This is a genomic window from Pseudomonas sp. J452 (assembly GCF_024666525.1).
Classification (GTDB): domain Bacteria; phylum Pseudomonadota; class Gammaproteobacteria; order Pseudomonadales; family Pseudomonadaceae; genus Aquipseudomonas.
This window is the reverse complement of record NZ_CP088294.1, coordinates 2224361-2243597: the sequence shown is the minus strand read 5'-3', so window position 1 is coordinate 2243597 and position 19237 is coordinate 2224361. Positions and strand designations below refer to the sequence as shown.

The following is a 19237-nucleotide window of genomic DNA, read 5'->3' as shown; positions in this document are numbered from 1 at the left end:
CAAAGGAAGAAGGGCACCTCAATGGCCCAGATACACCTCGATGACTTTGGGATTGCTCTGCACCGATTCCATGCTGCCCTCGGCCAGTACCTTGCCCTGGTGCAGCACGGTGACCTTGTGCGCGATGCTTTTGACGAACTCCATGTCGTGCTCGATGACCAGCACCGAACGGCCTTTGCTGATGCGCTTGAGCAGCTCGGCGGTCTGCAGGCGTTCGTTGACGCTCATGCCCGCTACCGGCTCGTCGAGCATCAGCAGCGCCGGGTCCTGCATCAGCAGCATGCCGATTTCCAGCCACTGCTTCTGCCCGTGCGAGAGCAGGTCGGCCTGCATATACAGCTGCTCGGCCAAGAGGATTTCCGCGGCCACCTCCTCGACCCGCGCCATCACCTCGGCACTGCGTTTGAAGAACAGCGCGCCGAATACCTTGCGGCCCTTGGGGTAGGACATTTCCAGGTTCTCGAACACCGTGAGGTTTTCGTAGATCGAGGGGTTCTGGAACTTGCGCCCAACCCCGGCACGGACGATGTCGAACTCGCGCATCTTGGTCAGCTCGCGGTTCTCGAACTGGATGCTGCCGGCGGTGGCTTTGGTCTTGCCGCAGATCAGGTCCAGTACCGTGGTCTTGCCGGCGCCGTTGGGGCCGATCACCACCCGTACTTCGTTGCGGTCGATGTACAGATTGAGGTCGTCCACCGCCTTGAAGCCATCGAACGACACGCTCAGGCCTTCGATGGCCAGCACCGGTTTGGGCATCTGAAATCCGCTTGGCTGGCTCATGGGGTGGTCTCCAGTTCACGGGGTTGGCTAGTGGCCGCCGGGGTTTCTGCGGCTGGCGAGGGAGTCCTGGCCGCTGCGGGTTTGCGGCTGAGCTTGCCCAGCCATTTGCGCCCGTGGCTTTCCCACAGGCCGGCGAGGCCGTTGGGGAAGTACATGACCACGGCGATAAACAACCCGCCCATCAGGTACAGCCACAACTCGGGGAAGGTTTCGGAAAAGTAGGTCTTGCCGTAGTTGACCAGCAGCGCGCCGTACACCGCGCCGAGCAGCGACATGCGCCCGCCGACGGCGGCGAAGATCACCATCTCGATCGACGGCACGATGCCGACGAAGCTTGGCGACATGAAGCCCACCTGCAAGGCGAACATCGCCCCGCCGATAGCGGAGAACGCTGCCGCCACGCAGAACACGAAGATCTTGAAGCTGGCCACGTCGTAGCCGGAGAAACGCACCCGCTCTTCCTTGTCGCGCATCGCCATCAGCAACCGGCCGAGCTTGGAGGCGAGGATGAAACGGCCGATCAGGATGCAGCCAAACAACAGGAAGGCATTGATGAAGTAGAGGATCATCTTCGAGCTGTCGTCGCGGATATCCCAGCCCATCAGGGTTTTCAGGTCGGTGATGCCGTTGACCCCGCCGGTCAGGCCCTGCTGGCCGATGATCAGTACGGTGAGGATCAGCGCAATCGCCTGGGTGACGATGGAGAAGTACACGTCACCGACGCGGCGCTTGAACATCGCTACGCCGATCACCAGCGCCAGGATCACCGGCACCGCGATCACCGCCAGCAGGGTGAAGCCAAAGCTGTGGAACGGCTGCCAGAGCAGCGGCAGTTCGGTGATCTGGTTCCAGTCCATGAAGTCCGGAATACCGGGGGTGGACTGGATCTTGGTGCTTTCCGGGTCGCTGGCTTCGAGCTTGAGAAACATCGCCATGCAGTAGCCGCCGAGGCCGAAGAACACGCCCTGGCCGAGGCTGAGAATGCCGCCATAGCCCCAGCACAGCACCAGGCCCACGGCGACAAAGGCGTAGGTCAGGTACTTGCCGACCATGTTCAGGCGAAAGGCGTCCAGCGCCAGCGGGAACACCACCAGGATCAATGTGGCCAGCACCGCCAGGCCAATCGCACCCTGCTTGCCGCCAAGAAACTTATCGAGTGTCGGGTTCATGTCCGGGCCCCCTGATTGCACAACACACCCTGTAGGAGCCAGCTTGCTGGCGATCCTGCGGGAGTCATCGCCAGCACGCTGGCGCCTCCAAACAGCGACTTCTGCATCACTTGCGCACCTTGATCGAGAACAACCCCTGCGGGCGCATCATCAGAATCAGGATCACCGCCGACAGGGTGAACACCTTGGCCATCGAACCGCTCATGAAGAACTCCATCAATGACTGTGCCTGGGCAATGCTGAAGGCCGAGGCGATGGTGCCGAGCAGGCTCGACGCGCCGCCGAACACCACCACCAGGAAGGTGTCGACGATGTACAGGGAACCGGCAGTCGGGCCGGTCGAGCCGATGGTGGTGAAGGCCGCGCCCGCCACCCCGGCCACGCCGCAGCCAAGGGCAAAGGTCATGCGGTCGACCTTCTTGGTATTGATCCCCACCGCGCGGCTCATCACCCGGTTCTGCACCGTGGCGCGCACCTGCAGGCCCCAGCGCGAGCGGTAGAGCATGAGGAAGATCATGCCGGTGATCAGCACCGTCAGGCCCATGACGAACAGGCCGTTACGCGGAATGTCGATGGCCTCGGTGGGGTTCCACGAGCCCATCAGCCACTCGGGCAGGGTGGCGCTGACTTCGCGGGCGCCGAAGATCGAGCGGAAGGCCTGCTGCATCACCAGCGACAGGCCCCAGGTGGCCAGCAGGGTATCCAGCGGGCGCTGATAGAGCTTGCTGATCATCGCCCACTCCACCAGCCAGCCAATCGCGCCGGCGATAAAAAACGACAGCACGATGGCGAGAAAAAAGTAGTACGGGCCGAAGAACGGCGCGTATTGCTCGGTCAGCACCGAAACCACAAAGGTGGTGTAGGCGCCGATGGTGAGGAACTCACCGTGGGCCATGTTGATCACGCCCATCTGGCCGAAGATGATCGCCAGCCCCAGGGCCATCAGCAGCAGCACGCAGAACACGGACAAACCGTTGAAGCCCTGCATGGCCGCGATGGCACCAAATTCCGATAGCCATTCCATGATGATGGTCCCCAGAAGAGAAGAGAAAACCCCGCAGGAGCCGGCGTACCGGCGATCCATTCATCGCCAGCACGCTGGCTCCTACAGGTGGTCGACAGCGCTTACTGGTAACCCTTGGGGAAAGGATTCGGCTCGATCAGGTCGGACTCGAACACCACCTTGAACTGGCCGTCAGCCTGCACCTGGCCGATGCGGGTCTTGCTCCACAGGTGATGGTTGTCATGCACCTTGACGTAGCTCTCTGGCGCGGTGGCCAGTTCGATGCCCGGGGAGGCTGCGGCGACCTTGTCGACATCGAAGCTGCCGGCCTTCTCGACCGCGGCTTTCCACAGCCATGGGCCGAGGTAGGCGGCCTGGGTCACGTCACCGATCACTGCATCCTTGCCGTACTTGGCCTTGAAGGCTTCAACGAAGGCAGTGTTGTTCGGGTTGTCGAGGCTCTGGAAGTACTTCATGGAGGCGTAGAAACCGTCCATGTTCTCGCCGCCAATGCCGAGCAGTTCATCCTCGGTCACCGACAGGGTCAGCAGGTTCTGCTTGGCGCTGGTCACGCCAGCGGCTTTCATCTGCTTGTAGAAGGCCACGTTGGAGCCGCCGACCACCGCGGTGAAGACCACATCGGGCTTCTTCAGCTTGACCTTGTTGATCAGCGAGCCGAACTGGGTGTTGCCCAGCGGGTAGTACTCCTCGCCCACCACCTTGCCGCCGAGCACGTTTTCGATGTGCTTGCGGGCGATCTTCATCGAGGTGCGCGGCCAGATGTAGTCCGAGCCGATCAGGTAGTAGGTCTTGGCGCCCTTCTCCTTGGCGATCCAGTCGAGGCCGGCAAGGATCTGCTGGGTGGCTTCCTGGCCGGTGTAGATGACGTTCTTCGACTGCTCCAGGCCTTCATAGAAGGTCGGGTAGTAGAGCAGGCCGTTTTCCTTCTCGAACACCGGCAGCACCGCCTTGCGCGAGGCCGAAGTCCAGCAGCCGAACACGGCGGCGACCTTGTCGCCAACCAGCAGCTTCTTGGCTTTTTCGGCGAAGGTCGGCCAGTCGGAGGCGCCGTCTTCCTGGATGATCTTGATCTGCCGGCCGAGGATGCCGCCGCTGGCATTGATCTGCTCGATGGCCAGGCGCTCGGCCTGGATCGAACCGGTTTCGGAAATGGCCATGGTGCCGGTGGCCGAGTGCAGCTGGCCGACCGTGACTTCGGTGTCGGTGACAGCAAGCCCGGTGGTGTTGACCTCAGCCGCCACGGCCATCTGGCCGAACACGGTGGCCGCCAGCAGCGAGAGTGCCGCAGCACCCAACGCTAGCCGACGAGGGAGAAAGCGAGTCGGTGAATCCATGGTCATGCTCCTCTGGGTGGTTTTCCTCCCCGGCCAGCCCTGCGGCTGTCAGTTCGGTTCGCCACCAGCATGCGTTTGCCACCGGCGCGGACGGTATACGCAGGTTGACGTAACGGCATACGTCATCTGACGTACTGCCCAACGCCCCACCCTGGTGCAAGCTCACGCCCGCAACCCGCCCGCTCGCGCTTACCGTAGGAGCCAGCTTGCTGGCGATCACGCGGCTAGAGGCAACGCTGATCGCCAGCAAGCTGGCTCCTACGGTCGGGGCATGGTTGTTGCTACTTCGTCGTATCCCTTGCTCCGACTCCCAGGAATCACCGCTGTGCAACCGACCGGCACCCAGCGCATCGTCAAGATCCGCCGCGACTACAACAGCTGGGTCGCCGACGAGACCATGGAAGACTACGCCCTGCGTTTCACCCCCAAGTCGTTTCGCAAATGGTCGGAGCTGCGCATCGCCAACACCGCTCTGAGTGCGGTGTCGTTTCTCGCCCTGGAGGCCATCGGCGGCGCCCTGGCGCTGAGCTACGGCTTTACCAACACCCTGTGGGCCATTCTCGCGGTGAGCCTGGTGATCTTCCTCACCGGCCTGCCGATCAGCTACTACGCGGCGCGCTATGGCGTGGACATGGACCTGCTGACCCGTGGCGCCGGTTTCGGCTACATCGGCTCGACCATCACCTCGCTGATCTACGCCAGCTTCACCTTCCTGTTCTTCGCCCTCGAGGCGGCGATCATGGCCCTGGCCCTGGAGCTGTACTTCAACATCCCGCTGGCGCTGGCCTATGTGATCTGTTCGCTGATCGTCATCCCCCTGGTGGCCTATGGCATCACCCTGATCAACCGATTGCAGATGTGGAGCCAGCCGCTGTGGCTGTTCCTGCTGTTTTTGCCGTACGTCTTCGTCATCGCCAAGAACCCCGAGGCGTTCAGCGACTGGACCAGCTTCGCCGGGCGTGAGGGCGATGGTGGCGCCTTCAACCTGCTGCACTTTGGCGCGGCCTGTACCGTGGCGCTGGCGCTGGTCACGCAGATTGGCGAACAGGTCGACTACCTGCGCTTCTTGCCGGAAAAAACCCGGCGCAATCGCACCCGCTGGTGGGCCGCCCTGCTGATGGCCGGGCCCGGCTGGATCATCCCCGGGGCGCTGAAAATGCTCGCTGGGGCCTTCCTGGCTTTTCTCGCCCTGCAGCATGAAATCCCCATGGAGCGCGCTGCCGAGCCGACGCAGATGTACCTGGTGGCCTTCAACTATGTGTTCAGCTCACCGGAGTGGGCGCTGGCGGCCATGGTGCTGTTCGTCATCGTCAGCCAGGTGAAGATCAACCTGACCAACGCCTACGCCGGCTCGCTGGCCTGGTCGAACTTCTTCGCCCGCGTCACCCACAGCCATCCCGGTCGCGTGGTGTGGCTGGTGTTCAACGTGGCCATTGCCCTGATCCTGATGGAGCTGGGGGTGTTCCAGGCGATCGAGGAAGTGCTCGGCCTGTATGCCAACATCGCCATCGCCTGGATTGGCGCGGTGGTCGCCGACCTGGTGATCAACAAGCCGCTGGGCCTGTCACCCAAACACATCGAATTCAAGCGCGCGCACCTGTACGACATCAACCCGGTGGGGGTGGGCGCCATGCTGATCGCCTCACTGCTCTCGGTGCTGGCCCACGGCGGCTTGTTCGGCGCCTTTGCCCAGGCCGCCTCGCCGATCGTTGCGCTGGGTTCGGCCCTGCTGCTCGCGCCGTTGATTGCCTGGCTGACCAACGGCCGCTACTACCTGGCGCGTAGCAGCGACCCGTTGCTGCTCTACCCGCTCGGCGTGACCACCACCGCGCAGTGCGGCCTGTGCAGCAATGCCTTTGAAAGCGAAGACATGGCCTTCTGCCCGGCCTACAGCACGCCCATTTGCTCGCTGTGTTGCTCGCTCGATGCCCGCTGCGGCGATGCCTGCAAACCCAGGGCACGGCTGTCCGAGCAACTCGACGATTTCATTCACTGGCTATTCCCGCAGGTCTCGATCCCGCGCCTGCACAGCCGCCTGGCCCAGTACCTGGGCCTGCTGACGGTGCTGGTACTGCTGCTGTTCGTCGCCCTGGCGCTGATTTACAGCCAGGTGTCCCAGGGGCTGGTGGCGCAATCGCCGCAGGCGCAGGACACCCTCTACCTGGCCTTTCTCAAGGCCTTTATGACGCTCTCGCTGTTCGCCGCGATCCTCGCCTGGTGGGTAGTGCTGACCCGCGAAAGCCGCCGGGTGGCCCAGGAGGAATCCGACCGCCAGACCCAGCTGCTGATGCAGGAAATCGAGGCCCACCGCAAAACCGACGAAGCCCTGCAGAAAGCCAAGGAGGCCAGCGAAGCCGCCAACGCGGCCAAGAGTCGCTACGTCACCGGCCTGTCCCACGAGCTGCGCACGCCGCTCAACAGCATCCTCGGCTATACGCAGATCCTGCAGCGCGACGCCGGCATGCCGGGGCAGCACCAGGACGCCCTAGCCACCATCTTTCGCAGCGGCTCGCACCTGCTGTCGCTGATAGACGGGCTGCTCGACGTGGCCAAGATCGAGGCCGGCAAGCTCAACCTGGAACTCTCGGAAATCCCCTTCCCGGAATTTATCCACCAGCTCGAACGCATGTTCAGCCCGCAGGCCGAAGAGAAGGGCCTGCGCTTTCGCCTGGACACCAGCGGGCGCATGCCGGCGGTGGTGCGCGGCGACGAGAAACGCGTGCGGCAGATTCTGATCAACCTGCTCGGCAACGCAGTGCGCTTTACCGACAGCGGCGAAGTCTGTCTGCGCGTCAGCTATCTGCGCGAAACCGCCAGCTTCGAGATCGTCGACACCGGCATCGGCATCGACCCGGAGCAGATCGAGCGAATCTTCCAGCCGTTCGAGCGCGGCGACCTGATGCGCCAGGACAACGGCGTCGGCCTGGGCCTGACCATCACGCGCATGCTCACCTCCTTGATGGGCGGCGAGCTGTCGGTGAAAAGCGTGCTGGAGCAGGGCACCAGCTTCCAGGTGCGCCTGTTCCTCTCCGAGGTGCGCGTGCCCCAGGCGGTGGTGCATGTGGAGCACGACATCATCGGTTATCAGGGCCCGCGCCGGCTGATCCTGGTGGTGGACGACCATATCGAACATCGCCGCGTATTGGCCGGCATGCTCGAACCGCTGGGTTTCAACATCGCCCAAGCCGCCAGCGGTCAGGAAGCCATCCGTCAGGCAGCCTTGCTGCACCCCGATCTGATCCTGATGGATCTGTCGATGCCGCAGATGGATGGCTGGGAAACCAGCCGGCTGATTCGCCGCAACGCCCAGAGTCAGGCGCCGATCATCGTGATCTCCGCCAATGCCTTTGCCGATGACCGTGAGCGCAGCGTCAGCGCCGACTGCAACGACTACCTGGCCAAGCCGGTGCACACCCCGGAACTGCTCGAACGCATCCACAAGCAACTGGATTTGCACTGGCTGCGGCGCACCGCGCCATTGCCTGCGCCGACACGCGCAGCCCTGGTGCTGCCCAGCGCCAGTGACCTGGATGCACTGCGCGAGCTCGGGGCCATGGGTTATATCCGCGGCATTCAGGAGAAACTCGACGCCATTGATCGGCTGACACCCGCCAGCACCGGCTTCACCGCGCCCCTGCGGGCCCTGGTGAAAAGCTACCGCCTGGACGAATTCAACCGCCAACTCAAGGAGGCCGAGCATGAACGTGCTGCCCCATCCCTCTGAGCCTCACACCCGCGCGGCCGAGCGCGGGGTGATCCTGATCGTCGACGACACCCCGGACAACCTGGCCCTGCTCTCCGACGCCCTCGATGAAGTGGGCTATATGGTGTTGGTGGCCCTGGATGGCCTGAGCGCGCTGAGCCGCATCCAGCGCCGGCGCCCGGACCTGATTCTGCTCGACGCGATGATGCCGGGGCTGGACGGCTTCGAGACCTGCCAGCGGATCAAGGCCGACCCGGCCACCGCCGATATTCCGGTGTTGTTCATGACCGCCCTGACCGACAGCGAGCATGTGGTCAAAGGCTTCGCCGCCGGCGGCATCGACTACGTAACCAAGCCGATCAATACCGAGGAAGTGCTCGCCCGCGTGGCCTCGCACCTGCGCACCGCGCGCATCCTGCAAACGGCGCGCGCCGCCAGCCAGGCGCAACCGCTGACACTGAACGACGAGCCGGCCTATGCCACGCTCTCGGCGCGCTTCCAGCTCACCGAACGGGAAGTGGAAGTGCTGCGCTGGGTGGCCTGCGGCAAGACCAACCGCGACATCGGCGACATCCTCGGCCTCAGCCCGCGCACGGTGAACAAACACCTGGAGCATGTGTACGTCAAACTCGGCGTGGAAACCCGCACCGCCGCCACCTCGGTCGCGCTATCGGCCATGACAGAGCGGGCGTGAAGGCCCCGCACAAGCCTGACCCAACCTTGTAGGAGCCAGCTTGCTGGCGATCTGGCAGCCTGCACGGGCCTGGATCGCCAGCAAGCTGGCTCCTACAAGAGCATCAAGCAACCTGCGCTTACATACGGGCCCCTCCGTCCCGGCACACAGCTCTCGACAAACCAATGTGACCAGGCAGTCACAAAACCACGTCACCCAGAAACCTCCCTTTCTGGCCCTCCCTTTCCCCATGCATCCTTTACGCAAAACCCTGCACAACGAACTGCACGCCCGACCCTCGATCTATTTTCGCGAGCCGTCGCATGTCTATCACCTGGCCTTCGTCGATGCCGAACTGGCCTGCGACGCACTGATCGAACAACTGGGCCAACTGGCCAGCGAAGTGCTGCCGAGCAACGGCGTGCAGGGTCTGTTGCGCCTGGGTGAAGACACCCTCAAGTGGGAACGCCACAGCGAGTTCTTCACCCTCACCCTGGTGGTGCCTCGCCCGCCCCAGGGCGAAGCCTGGCCGCCACTGCCCGCGCCACTGGCCAGCCTGATCGAACCCCATCGCCCCGCGCTGATCAGCGCCGTGCAGGTGCTGGTGGAAGCCGAGCGGGACTGGGCTGGCGACGCCACCCAGTACGGTTTCAAGGACCCGGCCGGCTCCCATCTGGGCAGCGGCGACGCCACCGCCTGGTCGGACTTTCGCCTCGACGAGCACGGCATCAACCGCCTACTGCTGGTCAACCGCCGGCTCAATGCCTATCGCCTGGGCCGCATGATCCGCCGCCTGCTGGAGATCGAGACCTACCGCATGATGGCTTCGCTGACCCTGCCGGTGGCGCAGCAGGTCAGCCAGCAGTTGAAAGACTACGACCGCGAGCTGGCCAGCCTGTCCGATCGCAATGCCGAGGGCCGCGACAGCGCCAAGGTGCTCTCCGCCGCCATCGCCCAGCTGTCGGCACGCATCGTGCGCAGCACCGCGCGCACTCGTCAGCGCTTCGGCGCCGCCGAGGCCTATGCGCAGATCGTCTTCGAACGCATCGCCGAACTGCGCGAAAGCCATGTCGACGATTGCCAACGCCTGGGCGTATTCATCGAGCGACGCTTCCGTCCGACGGTGCGCTACTGCGCCGCCACCGACCAGCGCCTGGTGCGCCTCGGGCAGAGCGTGGCCAACCTCGGCGACCTGCTGCAGGCACGGGTACAGGTGGAAGTGGAGGAACAGAACTCGGCCATCCTGCGCAGCCTGAACGCCCGCGCCGATACGCAGATCCGCATCCAGAAGGCGGTCGAGGGGCTCTCGATCATCGCCATCAGCTACTACCTGCTGAGCCTGTTCAAGCTGTTGTATGAAGGTCTGCACGGCCTCAGCCTGGAGATCCCGGTGAAAAGCGCGATGCTCGGCATGGGCCCGCTGGCGTTGCTGATCCTGTGCGCCATCATGCTGCGTATCCGCCAGGCCCGGGAGCACTGACGAAAGCACACGCCTAGCACCTGTATAGGATCGCGGAAATTCCTCTCTCCCACTTGTGGGAGACGACGACAGGGATGCAGGAGGTAGAGTGGCGCAGGAAGCCAAAGCCGAGGGCTGGGGAGAGGGTTAGCGGGAAAACTCCCTCTCCCCCAGCCCCTCTCCCACACGTGGGAGAGGGGAGCTAGCAAGATCCGCGACAGGCTCTAGAGCACTTCCAGCGGATATTCGAGGATCAGCCGCACCTCGTCCAGATCACCCTCGCCCTGGTCGGTGTTGGCGCGGTGGGTGGCCTGGCGCACGGCGATGCTGAGGTCCTTGGCCGCCCCCTCCTGCACCACATAGTTGATCTCGACATCACGTTCCCAGTGCTTGCCGTCCTCGCCGTAGTAATCCACGTAGACGCCATCCGGATCGGCATGGCTGCCGTCGATGTTGTCGCCACGCACGTAGCGGGTCATCAGGCCCAGGCCCGGTACCCAGTTGCCCAGGTCGAGGTCGTAGCGCAGCTGCCAGGAACGCTCGTTGGGCGCGTTGAAGTCGGAGTACTGCAGCGAGTTGGCCAGGTAGATGGAGTCGCCGCCGACATAGTCGAACGGCGTGTCGCCGTTGACCCGCTGGTGCGCCAGGGTCAGGGTGTGGATGCCCAGGCTGTAGGCCAGCGCCAGGCTGTAGCTGGTGGTATCGATCGCGCCGGCCAGAGCGTCGCCGTGGTCGTTGCTGCGGTAGATATTGAAATCGAAAGTGACTGCCTGCTCGTCGTCGATCTGCAGGTAGTAGTTGAGGTTGCCATAGTACTGGCGCCAGGTGTCTTCCAGCTCGGAGGCGAACAGGCCGGCACTGAGGTTGTCGTTGAAGCTGTACCAGCCGCCGACGAAGTCGATGCCGCCGGCCGAGGTGTCGCCGCCGTAGCCGTAGAACTCGTCGCCGCTGTTGCTCGAGTCGCGGTTGTTGAAGGCGGTGAAGTGACCGGCAGTCAGATCCAGACCCTCGATCTCGCTGCTCTCGACCAGGAAGCCGGTGGCGGTTTCCGGCAGCAGGCGCAGGTGGGCGGTGTCGAACACCGGCGTCTCCACCTGCATCTCGCCGTATTTCAGCTGCGTGCTGGACAGGCGCAGCTTCAGCGCGCCGCCGGCCTCGCCGTATTCGTCCTCGGCGCGACCATCGCCGCCCACCGGCAGCAGACCGGTGCCGGTACGCCCGCGGCCGCTGTCGAGCTTGATGCCGAAGTAGCCAAAGGCATCGACACCGAAGCCGACCGTGCCCTCGGTGAAGCCCGAGGCGAAGTCGGCCAACACGCCGTGGGCCCACTCCTCCTGGTAGCTCTGCTCGTCTGGGCCGTTGTCACGAAAATCGCTGTTCATATAGAAGTTGCGGTTGGTCAGGGTCAGGCCTGCGCCTTCGACGAAGCCCTGCGGCTCGGCCTCGTCATCGGCCAGGGCCGCTTGCGCGGCGCAGGCGGCGACTGCCAGGGCCAGGGTGCTCCATTTACTGATGGGCATACGCGTTTCCTTCTTGTTGTTGTAGTCAACGTAGGTGCGAGCTCTGCTCGCGAAGCGCTGTGTGTCATTCGCGAGCAGAGCAGCTTGTAGGGCGGGTGCAACCCGCGCGTTGGGTGGCGGCGCGGGTTTCACCCGCCCTACGTGGAGGCACCAGGCGATCAGCCCAGGCGCACCAGGTGGTGCGACGGCCGCGCTTCTTCGCGGGCGATCGGCAGGCGCTGGCGAATCCAGTCGCGGAAGGCGCGCACCCCGGTTTCCCGCGGCGACAGGTAGCCGAACTGGTAGACCGAGCCTTCCAGGCCCTGTTGCACCGAGGCAGTGAGCTGGTTGTCCTCTTCCTGCACCTCGCTCCAGATGCGCCCGGCGGCGACCCGCGCGGCCTGCACTTCCGGGCTGGCGTTGGGCAGCGAGAAGCTGGCGGTGCGGAAGGTCGCCTTGCCCGGGCCCTGGGGGTAGAAGATGAAGTAGTCGATGCTGTCCGGCTGCAGGCCGATATTCACGTTGGGGAAGATCGACAGGTAGCTCCAGCGCCGGCCGTGGTCCCCCGGCAGGTGGTCACCGGCGGAGCGGATGCTCAGGTAAGCGAACTCGTCCGGGCCGCCGGCCGGGTACTCCTTGAGCAGATGGGTGGCGTAGCTGGTACCGAGCTCGACATTGGCGGTGACGTCGTAGCCGCCCTCGACCATCTGGTTCAGCCCCGGGTGGCCCATCGCGACGTGGTAGCCCTCCAGGTAGTTGTCCATCATGTTCTTCCAGTCGATCGGGTGGTCTTCGACGCACAGGTCGTTATTGCTCTGCATCTCGTCGATGCGATAGGCCGCCAGCAGCTCGGCGAACGGCGCCAGGCGCTCGGCCACCGACGGGCCCTCGGCCTTCAGGCGAATCCAGACGAAACCCAGGTAGACCTCGTGATCGACCGGCAGCAGGCCATGGCCAACCTGTTTGACATCCGCCTCGCTGCCGCCGGGGATGCCGCGGATGGCGCCGTCCTGGCCGTAGGTCCAGCCGTGATAGGGGCACACGTGCACGCGTTTGCAGGTGCCGCGCTCGCCGGTGATGACCTGGTGCGCACGATGCCGGCAGGTGTTGTGGAAGGCAGTGATCACGCCCTCCTGGGTGCGCGCCACGGCGATGCGCTCGCCGAGGAAGGTCAGGGTGATGTAGTCGCCGGGGTTGGCGATCTCGCTGACGTGGCAGGCGATGTGCCAGCTGCGCGAGAAGATCTCCTCCTTCTCCAGCTCGAAGAAGCGCGCATCGTTGTAGATCCAGCTCGGCAGGGTGTGGTTGTCGCTGTCGTCCGCGACTGGATGGGAGGCGCTGCGCTCGTACATGGCTATTTCCTTCTTGTTATCGACTGCTCTGGGTTGCCTGCCAGGCCCACCAGAGGGCTGGCTCGCCACCCCACGGCGCTGCTCGTGCAGCGAGGGTGACGGCGCGATCACTGCTATATGATCGTTCAATAAACCATAAAACGATCATTCAATAGCCGTCAAGCGCAATCGACCGAACGGTCACGACCAGCCCGGCTAACTATAAACAGCCGCATGGCGCAGAGCCTGCGCGCCGCGCGCCATAGCAGCCAAACCGGCCCGACCTGACCAGCGGCGACTGCATCACGGCAACCTGCAGACAGAGGGGGGCGCCAGCCTCAATGAAAAAACAAATATATTTTTCACAAAATAAAAAACCTTATATTTCAACAATATATGCGCATACAGGGAACCCGCTAGGCCAAGCGGCGACGCAGAGCACGGTTGACCCTGCATTCCTGTTGTATTAGCGTTCAATAAAGCCTGAAAAGTACAACAAGACAGGAGACCCGTAATGTCGTACGCCCTCTCTACCGAAACCCTGGAATGGCAACGCAAGGCGCGCGAGTTCGCCGAAGTGCTGATCCCTCATGAAGAAACCGCCGAGTTCAACGACGGCCTGCTGCCCAAGGAGCTGCACGCCAAGCATCGCGCCATGGGCATCGAACTGGGCTTCAGCCGCCTGGATGTGCCGCGCGATCAGGGTGGCCTGCAGCTGCCGATGCTCGATCAGGTGATCGTCTGGGAGCAGCTCGGGCGGGTCACCAACGCGCTCAGCTGGTGCATCTCCGAGGCCCACTCGTGGATGTACGAAGCCTGCGACGCCGCGCAGATCGAGGCCTATATCAAGCCGATCTGGACCGGCGAGAAGACCGAGTGCTACGCCATCACCGAGCGCGAAGCCGGCTCCGACACCTTTATCGCCACCACCGCCGTGCGCGACGGCGACGACTACCTGATCAATGGCGAAAAGTGGTTCGTCACCAGCGCCAACAAGGCCCAGTTCATGTTCGTCCAGGCCGTGGTGCCGAGCGCCGACGGCGGCCAGGAAGACGCACTGTTCTTCGTCGACATCGACAGCCCCGGCATCGAAATCATCGACAACCCGCTGTTCGGCCATAACTTCGCCTCGCACCACCCCACCTACACCTTCAGCGACGTGCGCGTGCCGGCACGTAACCGCATCGGTGCCGAAGGCGCCGGCATGGGTTACACCAAGAGCTGGTTCCGTCGCGAGCGCCTGATGATTGCCGCGCGCTCCCTCGGCGCGGCCCAGCGCATGCTCGAGATGGCCAGCGAATGGGCCCAGCAGCGCGTAGTCGGCGGCCAGCCGATCGCCGAGCACCAGATGATCCAGGCCATGCTCGCCGACTGCGTCACCGATATCTGGGGCGCGCGCCTGATGACCTACGAGGCGGCCAAGATGCAGGACCGCGGCGAAGACCTGTCGGTGATCCACGCCCACTGCTCGATGGCCAAGCTGGTCGCCTCGGAGATGGTCAACCGGGTGGCCGACCGCGTGGTGCAGATCTTCGGTGGCCGCGGCTATATGCGCAGCAACGCCGCCCAGCGCTTCTACCGCGAGGTGCGGGTCGACCGCATCTGGGAAGGCACCAGCGAAATCCAGCGCCTGATCATCGCCCGCAGCCTGTTCAAGCGCGGCGCCGAGCGCCTGATCGGCTGAGCCCTGTCGCAACGGCAGGGCCCTGCCCTGCCTGGCGGCCTGCAGCCCCATGGCTGCAGGCCATTCCGCCAGTCTGAATGAAGCAGAACGCCAAGATGAACAACACAACCAGCGTGCAGAAATCGCCCAGCGACATTGGCCGCCCCGACTTCCTCCAGGTGGTCGACGTGGTCAAGGATTACGAAGGCAATACCGTGGTCAAGAGCCTCAACCTGTCGGTGGCGCAGAACGAAATGTTCGCCCTGCTCGGCAGCTCCGGCTGCGGCAAATCCACCCTGCTGCGGATGATGGCCGGCCTGGAAACGCCGACCTCCGGGCGCATCATTCTCGACGGCGAGGACATCACCGACCTGCCGCCGCACCGTCGCCCGGTGAACATGATGTTCCAGTCCTACGCCCTGTTCCCGCACATGACCGTGGCCGACAACGTCGCCTATGGCCTCAAGCGTGAAGGCGTGGCCAAGGCGGAAATCCGCGACCGCGTCAGCGATGCCCTGCAGCTGGTACAGATGCAGAACTACGCCCAGCGCAAGCCACACCAGCTGTCCGGCGGCCAGCAGCAGCGCGTGGCCCTGGCCCGCACCTTGATCAAACGACCCAAGTTGCTGCTGCTCGACGAACCGATGTCAGCATTGGACAAGAAGATCCGCCAGCAGACCCAGTTCGAGCTGGGCAGCATCCTCTACAAGGTCGGCGTGACCTGCGTGATGGTCACCCACGACCAAGAAGAGGCGATGACCATGGCCGACCGCCTGGCGGTGATGGACGCCGGCAATATCGTCCAGCTCGGCTCGCCGGAAGAGGTCTACGAGTTCCCCCGTTCGAGCTTCTGCGCCGGCTTTATCGGCTCCACCAACATGTTCCAGGGCACCCTGCAGGGCGACAACTGCCTGCTGGTCGACTGCGCCGACATGCCCGACGCGCTGGAGCTGCGCAGCCCGCTCAACGGCTATGTCGGCATGCCGCTGAGCCTGTCGCTGCGCCCGGAGCGCATCGCCATCTCCAGCCGCCCCTTCGCCCAGACCAGCAACGTTTGCGACGGCCGCCTGGAACAGATCGCCTACATGGGCAGCTACACCCTGTTCTACGTGCGCCTGGACAGTGGCCGCCTGCTCGGCGTGCACGTCTCGCACCATGCCCTGCACGCCCTGGAACAGCGCCCGACCTATGGCGATCGCCTGTACCTGGCCTGGCAGCCGGACAGCCTGGTGATGGTCAACCCATGAGCCGCCAAGCCCTCGCCCTCCGTCTGTATAGCTGGCTTCCGTCGGGCCGGAGCCTGGTCATCGGCATCCCCTTTGCCTTCCTCATCCTGTTCTTCCTGGTGCCCTTTATCGCGGTGCTGAAGATCAGCCTGGCCGATCAGCAATTCTCGATTCCGCCCTACAGCGACCTGACCTCGATGGAGGATTACGCGCTGAATATCCGGGTCAACTTCGAGCACTACCGGACCATCTTCACCGATAACCTCTACCTCACCTCCTACCTGAGCTCGCTCAAGGTGGCGGCGATCAACACCCTGATCTGCCTGCTGATCGGCTACCCCACGGCCTACCTGATCGCCCGCGCCGACCCACGGCATCGCAACCTATTGCTGATGGCGATCATCCTGCCGCTGTGGACCAGCTACCTGATCCGCGTGTACGCCTGGATCGGCCTGCTCAAGGACCAGGGCCTGATCAATCAGGTGTTGCTGTGGCTGGGCCTGATCGACTCGCCGCTGCGCCTGTACCGCAACGATATCGGCCTGCATATCGGCCTGGCCTATTCGTATCTGCCCTACCTGATCCTGCCGCTGTACGCGCACCTGGTGAAGATGGACACGCGCCTGCTGGAGGCCGCCCATGACCTGGGTGCCAAGGCCTGGCAGAGCTTCCTCACCATCACCTTGCCGCTGTCCACCCGCGGCATAGTCGCCGGCTCCTTGCTGGTGTTTATCCCCAGCGTCGGCGAGTACGTGATCCCGGAAATCCTCGGCAGCTCCGACTCGATGATGATCGGCCGGGTGATGTGGGACGACTTCTTCAACAACACCGACTGGCCGGTGGCCGCCGCTGCCACCTGCGTCATGGTGCTGCTGTTGCTGCTGCCCATGGCCTGGTTCCAGACCATCCAGAACAAGGAGTTGCAGCGCCCATGAAACGTCCCGGCAAGCTTCTCGGCAACGCCTTCCTCGGTCTGGTGCTGCTGTTTCTCTACGTGCCGCTGCTCAGCGTGATCGTCTATTCGTTCAACGAATCGAAGATGGTCACCCTGTGGACCGGTTTCTCCTTCAAGTGGTACGGCGAGCTGTTCCGCGACCAGGAACTGCTCGACGCCGCCTGGCTGAGCCTCAAGCTGGCGGTGGCCACCGCCTTCGCCGCGGTGTTCGTCGGCACCTGGATCGGCTTCGTGCTGGCGCGCTACCGCCGCTTCAAGGGTTCAACCCTGTTCACCGCGATGGTCAGTGCGCCGATGGTGCTGCCCGAGGTGATCGCCGGCCTGTCCATGCTGCTGCTGTTCCTCAGCATGCAACAGCTGATCGGCTGGCCCAGCGGGCGCGGCATGCTGACCATCTGGATCGGCCACATCATGGTCTGCCTGTCCTACGTGGCCATCACCATTCAGTCGCGCCTGCTGTCGATGGACCAGTCGCTCACCGAGGCCGCGCAGAACCTCGGCGCCACGCCGCTGCGGGTGTTCTTCGACATCACCCTGCCGCAGATCTCCCAGGCCCTGCTGGCCAGCTGGCTGCTGGCGTTCACCATCTCGCTGGATGACGTGATCATGTCCGCCTTCCTCTCTGGGCCGGGCGCCACGCCGCTGCCGCTGGTGGTGTTGTCACGCGTACGGCTGGGGCTCAATCCGGAGATCAACGCCCTCGGCACCCTGTTCATCACCGTGGTAACCGTACTGGTGTTGGTCAACAACCACTACATGCTCAAGCGCGAACGCCGCCGCGAAGAGGAAATCCGCCAGGCCCTGCGCGGCGATGCGCCAGTCGCCAGCCAGGCGGCCGTATCCCCCAGCGCCAGCCCGACGCCCGGCGCGGCTGTGCCACTGCGCAAGGAGCCGGCATGAGCACTCATGCAAGCGCCCTCGGCGAGCCGCTCGACAGCATCGAGCAACTGCGCCACGCCGATAACCACGCCTGGTTCCACCCCTGGGAATACCTGGCCGGCGCCGGCGCGGCCAACCGCACCCAGGTGCAGCGCGCTGAGGGCATCTATGTCTACGACGAGCTGGGCCAGCGCCTGATCGACGGCCCCGGCGGCATGTGGTGCATGCAGGTCGGCTACGGCCGCCAGGAGATGGCCGAGGCCATCGCCGCGCAGGCGCTGCAGTTGCCCTATATGAACCCCTTCGCGCTGACCAGCGCGACGCCGGTGCGCCTGGCCGCCAAGCTCGCCGAGCTGGCACCGGGCGACCTCAACCATGTGTTTTTCACCACCGGTGGCTCCACGGCAGTGGATACCGCGCTGCGCTTCGTGCACTTCTACAACAACCTCAAGGGCCGCCCGCAGAAGAAGCACATCATCTCCCGCGAGCTGGCCTACCACGGCAGCACCTACCTGGGCGCCACCGTCACCGGCAAGGACCGCGAGCACAACTGGTTCGACATCCACAGCCCGTTCAGCCACTTCCTGCCGGCGGTCAATCCGTCCAAACGCCCCGCGGGCATGAGCGTCGAGGCCTTCTGCGACGCGCGGGTGGCCGATCTGGAAAACAAGATCCGCGAGCTGGGTGCGGAGAACGTCGCAGCCTTTATCGCCGAGCCGGTGCAGGCCTCCGGCGGCGTCATCGTGCCGCCGGACGGCTACCTCAAGCGCTGCTGGGAAATCTGCCGCCGCTTTGATGTGCTGTTTATCGCCGACGAGGTGGTCACCGGCTTCGGCCGCCTCGGTCACTGGTTCGCCTCCGAGGCGGTATTCGGCATCCAGCCAGACCTGCTCACCTGCGCCAAGGGCCTCACCTCCGGCTACCTGCCGCTGGGCGCCCTGCTGGTGTCCGAGCGGCTGTTCCAGGAAGTCTCCGGCGACAACGCCAAGGGCGCCAGCTTCGGCCACGGCTTCACCTATTCCGGGCATCCGGTGTGCTGCGCCGCGGCGCTGCAGAGCATCGAGATCATCGAGCGCGAGCAGTTGCTGGAGCACGTACGCGAGGTCAGCCCGTACTTCCTCGAACGCCTGCATGCGCTGCGCGAAATCCCCCTGGTGGCCGACACCCGCGGCCTGGGTCTGGTCGGTGTGGTCGAGTGCACGCTGCGGCAGATGGTCGAGGCCGGCGTGCCCGAGGCCGAGCTGTACGCCTTCGAGACCGAACTGGGCATGCGTATCGACCAGCACTGCCACGCACTGGGCCTGATGGTGCGGCCGCTGACCAACCAGTGCGTGTTCTCGCCGCCGCTGATCATCGACCGCCAACAGATCGGCGAGATGTTCGACATCCTCCATCAAGCCATCCTGCGTACCCAGCGCGATCTCGAACGCGAACTGGGTCTGACGTGGCGTTAAGCACTCCTCTCCCACTCGTGGGAGAGGGGCCGGGGCAGAGGGCCGCGTGCAGTGACGCCCTCTCCCTAGCCCTCACCCGTAAACGGGA

The 19237-nt window shown here is 64.2% G+C and carries 14 protein-coding genes; 8 read left to right on the top strand and 6 right to left on the bottom strand.

All coding sequences use genetic code 11. The features are described from left to right. Window positions 1–18: 18 nt before the first annotated feature. From urtD to urtA, 4 genes are all read right to left on the bottom strand, one after another. Window positions 19–780, bottom strand: a complete 762-nt coding sequence (gene urtD / locus LRS11_RS10110) for an urea ABC transporter ATP-binding protein UrtD (protein ID WP_260496686.1) — start codon at window positions 778–780, stop codon at window positions 19–21. Then, entirely contained in the window at window positions 777–1949 is a 1173-nt protein-coding gene (gene urtC, locus LRS11_RS10105; RefSeq protein WP_260496685.1) for an urea ABC transporter permease subunit UrtC, read from the bottom strand. The genes urtD and urtC overlap by 4 nt, the downstream gene beginning before the upstream one ends. Before the next feature lie 106 nt (window positions 1950–2055). Further along, window positions 2056–2973, bottom strand: a complete 918-nt coding sequence (gene urtB, locus LRS11_RS10100) for an urea ABC transporter permease subunit UrtB (protein ID WP_182834328.1) — start codon at window positions 2971–2973, stop codon at window positions 2056–2058. A gap of 101 nt (window positions 2974–3074) precedes the next feature. Then, complete coding sequence (urtA, locus tag LRS11_RS10095; protein WP_260496684.1) at window positions 3075–4307, bottom strand: urea ABC transporter substrate-binding protein; 1233 nt, start codon at window positions 4305–4307, stop codon at window positions 3075–3077. 325 nt (window positions 4308–4632) lie between these two features. Between urtA and LRS11_RS10090 the strand changes: the two genes are divergently transcribed. The 3 genes from LRS11_RS10090 to LRS11_RS10080 all read left to right on the top strand — a co-directional run bounded on the left by LRS11_RS10090 (window position 4633) and on the right by LRS11_RS10080 (window position 10163). Then, complete coding sequence (locus LRS11_RS10090; RefSeq protein WP_260496683.1) at window positions 4633–8031, top strand: response regulator; 3399 nt, start codon at window positions 4633–4635, stop codon at window positions 8029–8031. Beyond that, window positions 8006–8704 carry a response regulator gene (locus LRS11_RS10085; RefSeq protein ID WP_260496682.1) on the top strand — a complete coding sequence of 233 codons (699 nt, stop codon included), beginning with the start codon at window positions 8006–8008 and terminating at the stop codon, window positions 8702–8704. The genes LRS11_RS10090 and LRS11_RS10085 overlap by 26 nt, the downstream gene beginning before the upstream one ends. Window positions 8705–8933: 229 nt before the next feature. Then, a complete protein-coding gene (locus LRS11_RS10080; protein WP_260496681.1) occupies window positions 8934–10163 on the top strand; it encodes a DUF3422 domain-containing protein in 1230 nt (409 codons plus the stop codon). A 203-nt stretch (window positions 10164–10366) separates the two neighbouring features. Here LRS11_RS10080 and LRS11_RS10075 read toward each other — a convergent pair whose 3' ends face one another. Together LRS11_RS10075 and LRS11_RS10070 are read right to left on the bottom strand one after the other, a co-directional pair. Next, a complete protein-coding gene (locus LRS11_RS10075; RefSeq protein WP_260496680.1) occupies window positions 10367–11662 on the bottom strand; it encodes an OprD family porin in 1296 nt (431 codons plus the stop codon). A gap of 158 nt (window positions 11663–11820) precedes the next feature. After that, window positions 11821–12993 carry an aromatic ring-hydroxylating dioxygenase subunit alpha gene (locus tag LRS11_RS10070; RefSeq protein WP_260496679.1) on the bottom strand — a complete coding sequence of 391 codons (1173 nt, stop codon included), beginning with the start codon at window positions 12991–12993 and terminating at the stop codon, window positions 11821–11823. A 493-nt stretch (window positions 12994–13486) separates the two neighbouring features. Here LRS11_RS10070 and LRS11_RS10065 point away from each other — a divergent pair, with 493 nt between their 5' ends. The 5 genes from LRS11_RS10065 (at window position 13487) to LRS11_RS10045 (ending at window position 19149) form a co-directional block, all read left to right on the top strand. Next, on the top strand, window positions 13487–14656 hold the full coding sequence (locus LRS11_RS10065) for an acyl-CoA dehydrogenase family protein (RefSeq protein ID WP_260496678.1): 1170 nt from the start codon (window positions 13487–13489) through the stop codon (window positions 14654–14656). Window positions 14657–14751: 95 nt separating this feature from the next. After that, complete coding sequence (locus LRS11_RS10060) at window positions 14752–15882, top strand: ABC transporter ATP-binding protein (RefSeq protein ID WP_260496677.1); 1131 nt, start codon at window positions 14752–14754, stop codon at window positions 15880–15882. Then, window positions 15879–16796 carry an ABC transporter permease subunit gene (locus LRS11_RS10055; RefSeq protein WP_260496676.1) on the top strand — a complete coding sequence of 306 codons (918 nt, stop codon included), beginning with the start codon at window positions 15879–15881 and terminating at the stop codon, window positions 16794–16796. The genes LRS11_RS10060 and LRS11_RS10055 overlap by 4 nt, the downstream gene beginning before the upstream one ends. Beyond that, window positions 16793–17716: an ABC transporter permease subunit gene (locus LRS11_RS10050; RefSeq protein WP_260496675.1), complete on the top strand. Its 924-nt coding sequence runs from the start codon at window positions 16793–16795 to the stop codon at window positions 17714–17716. Before LRS11_RS10055 ends, LRS11_RS10050 begins: the two co-directional genes overlap by 4 nt. After that, a complete protein-coding gene (locus tag LRS11_RS10045; RefSeq protein WP_260496674.1) occupies window positions 17713–19149 on the top strand; it encodes an aminotransferase in 1437 nt (478 codons plus the stop codon). The genes LRS11_RS10050 and LRS11_RS10045 overlap by 4 nt, the downstream gene beginning before the upstream one ends. Window positions 19150–19237: the final 88 nt, after the last annotated feature.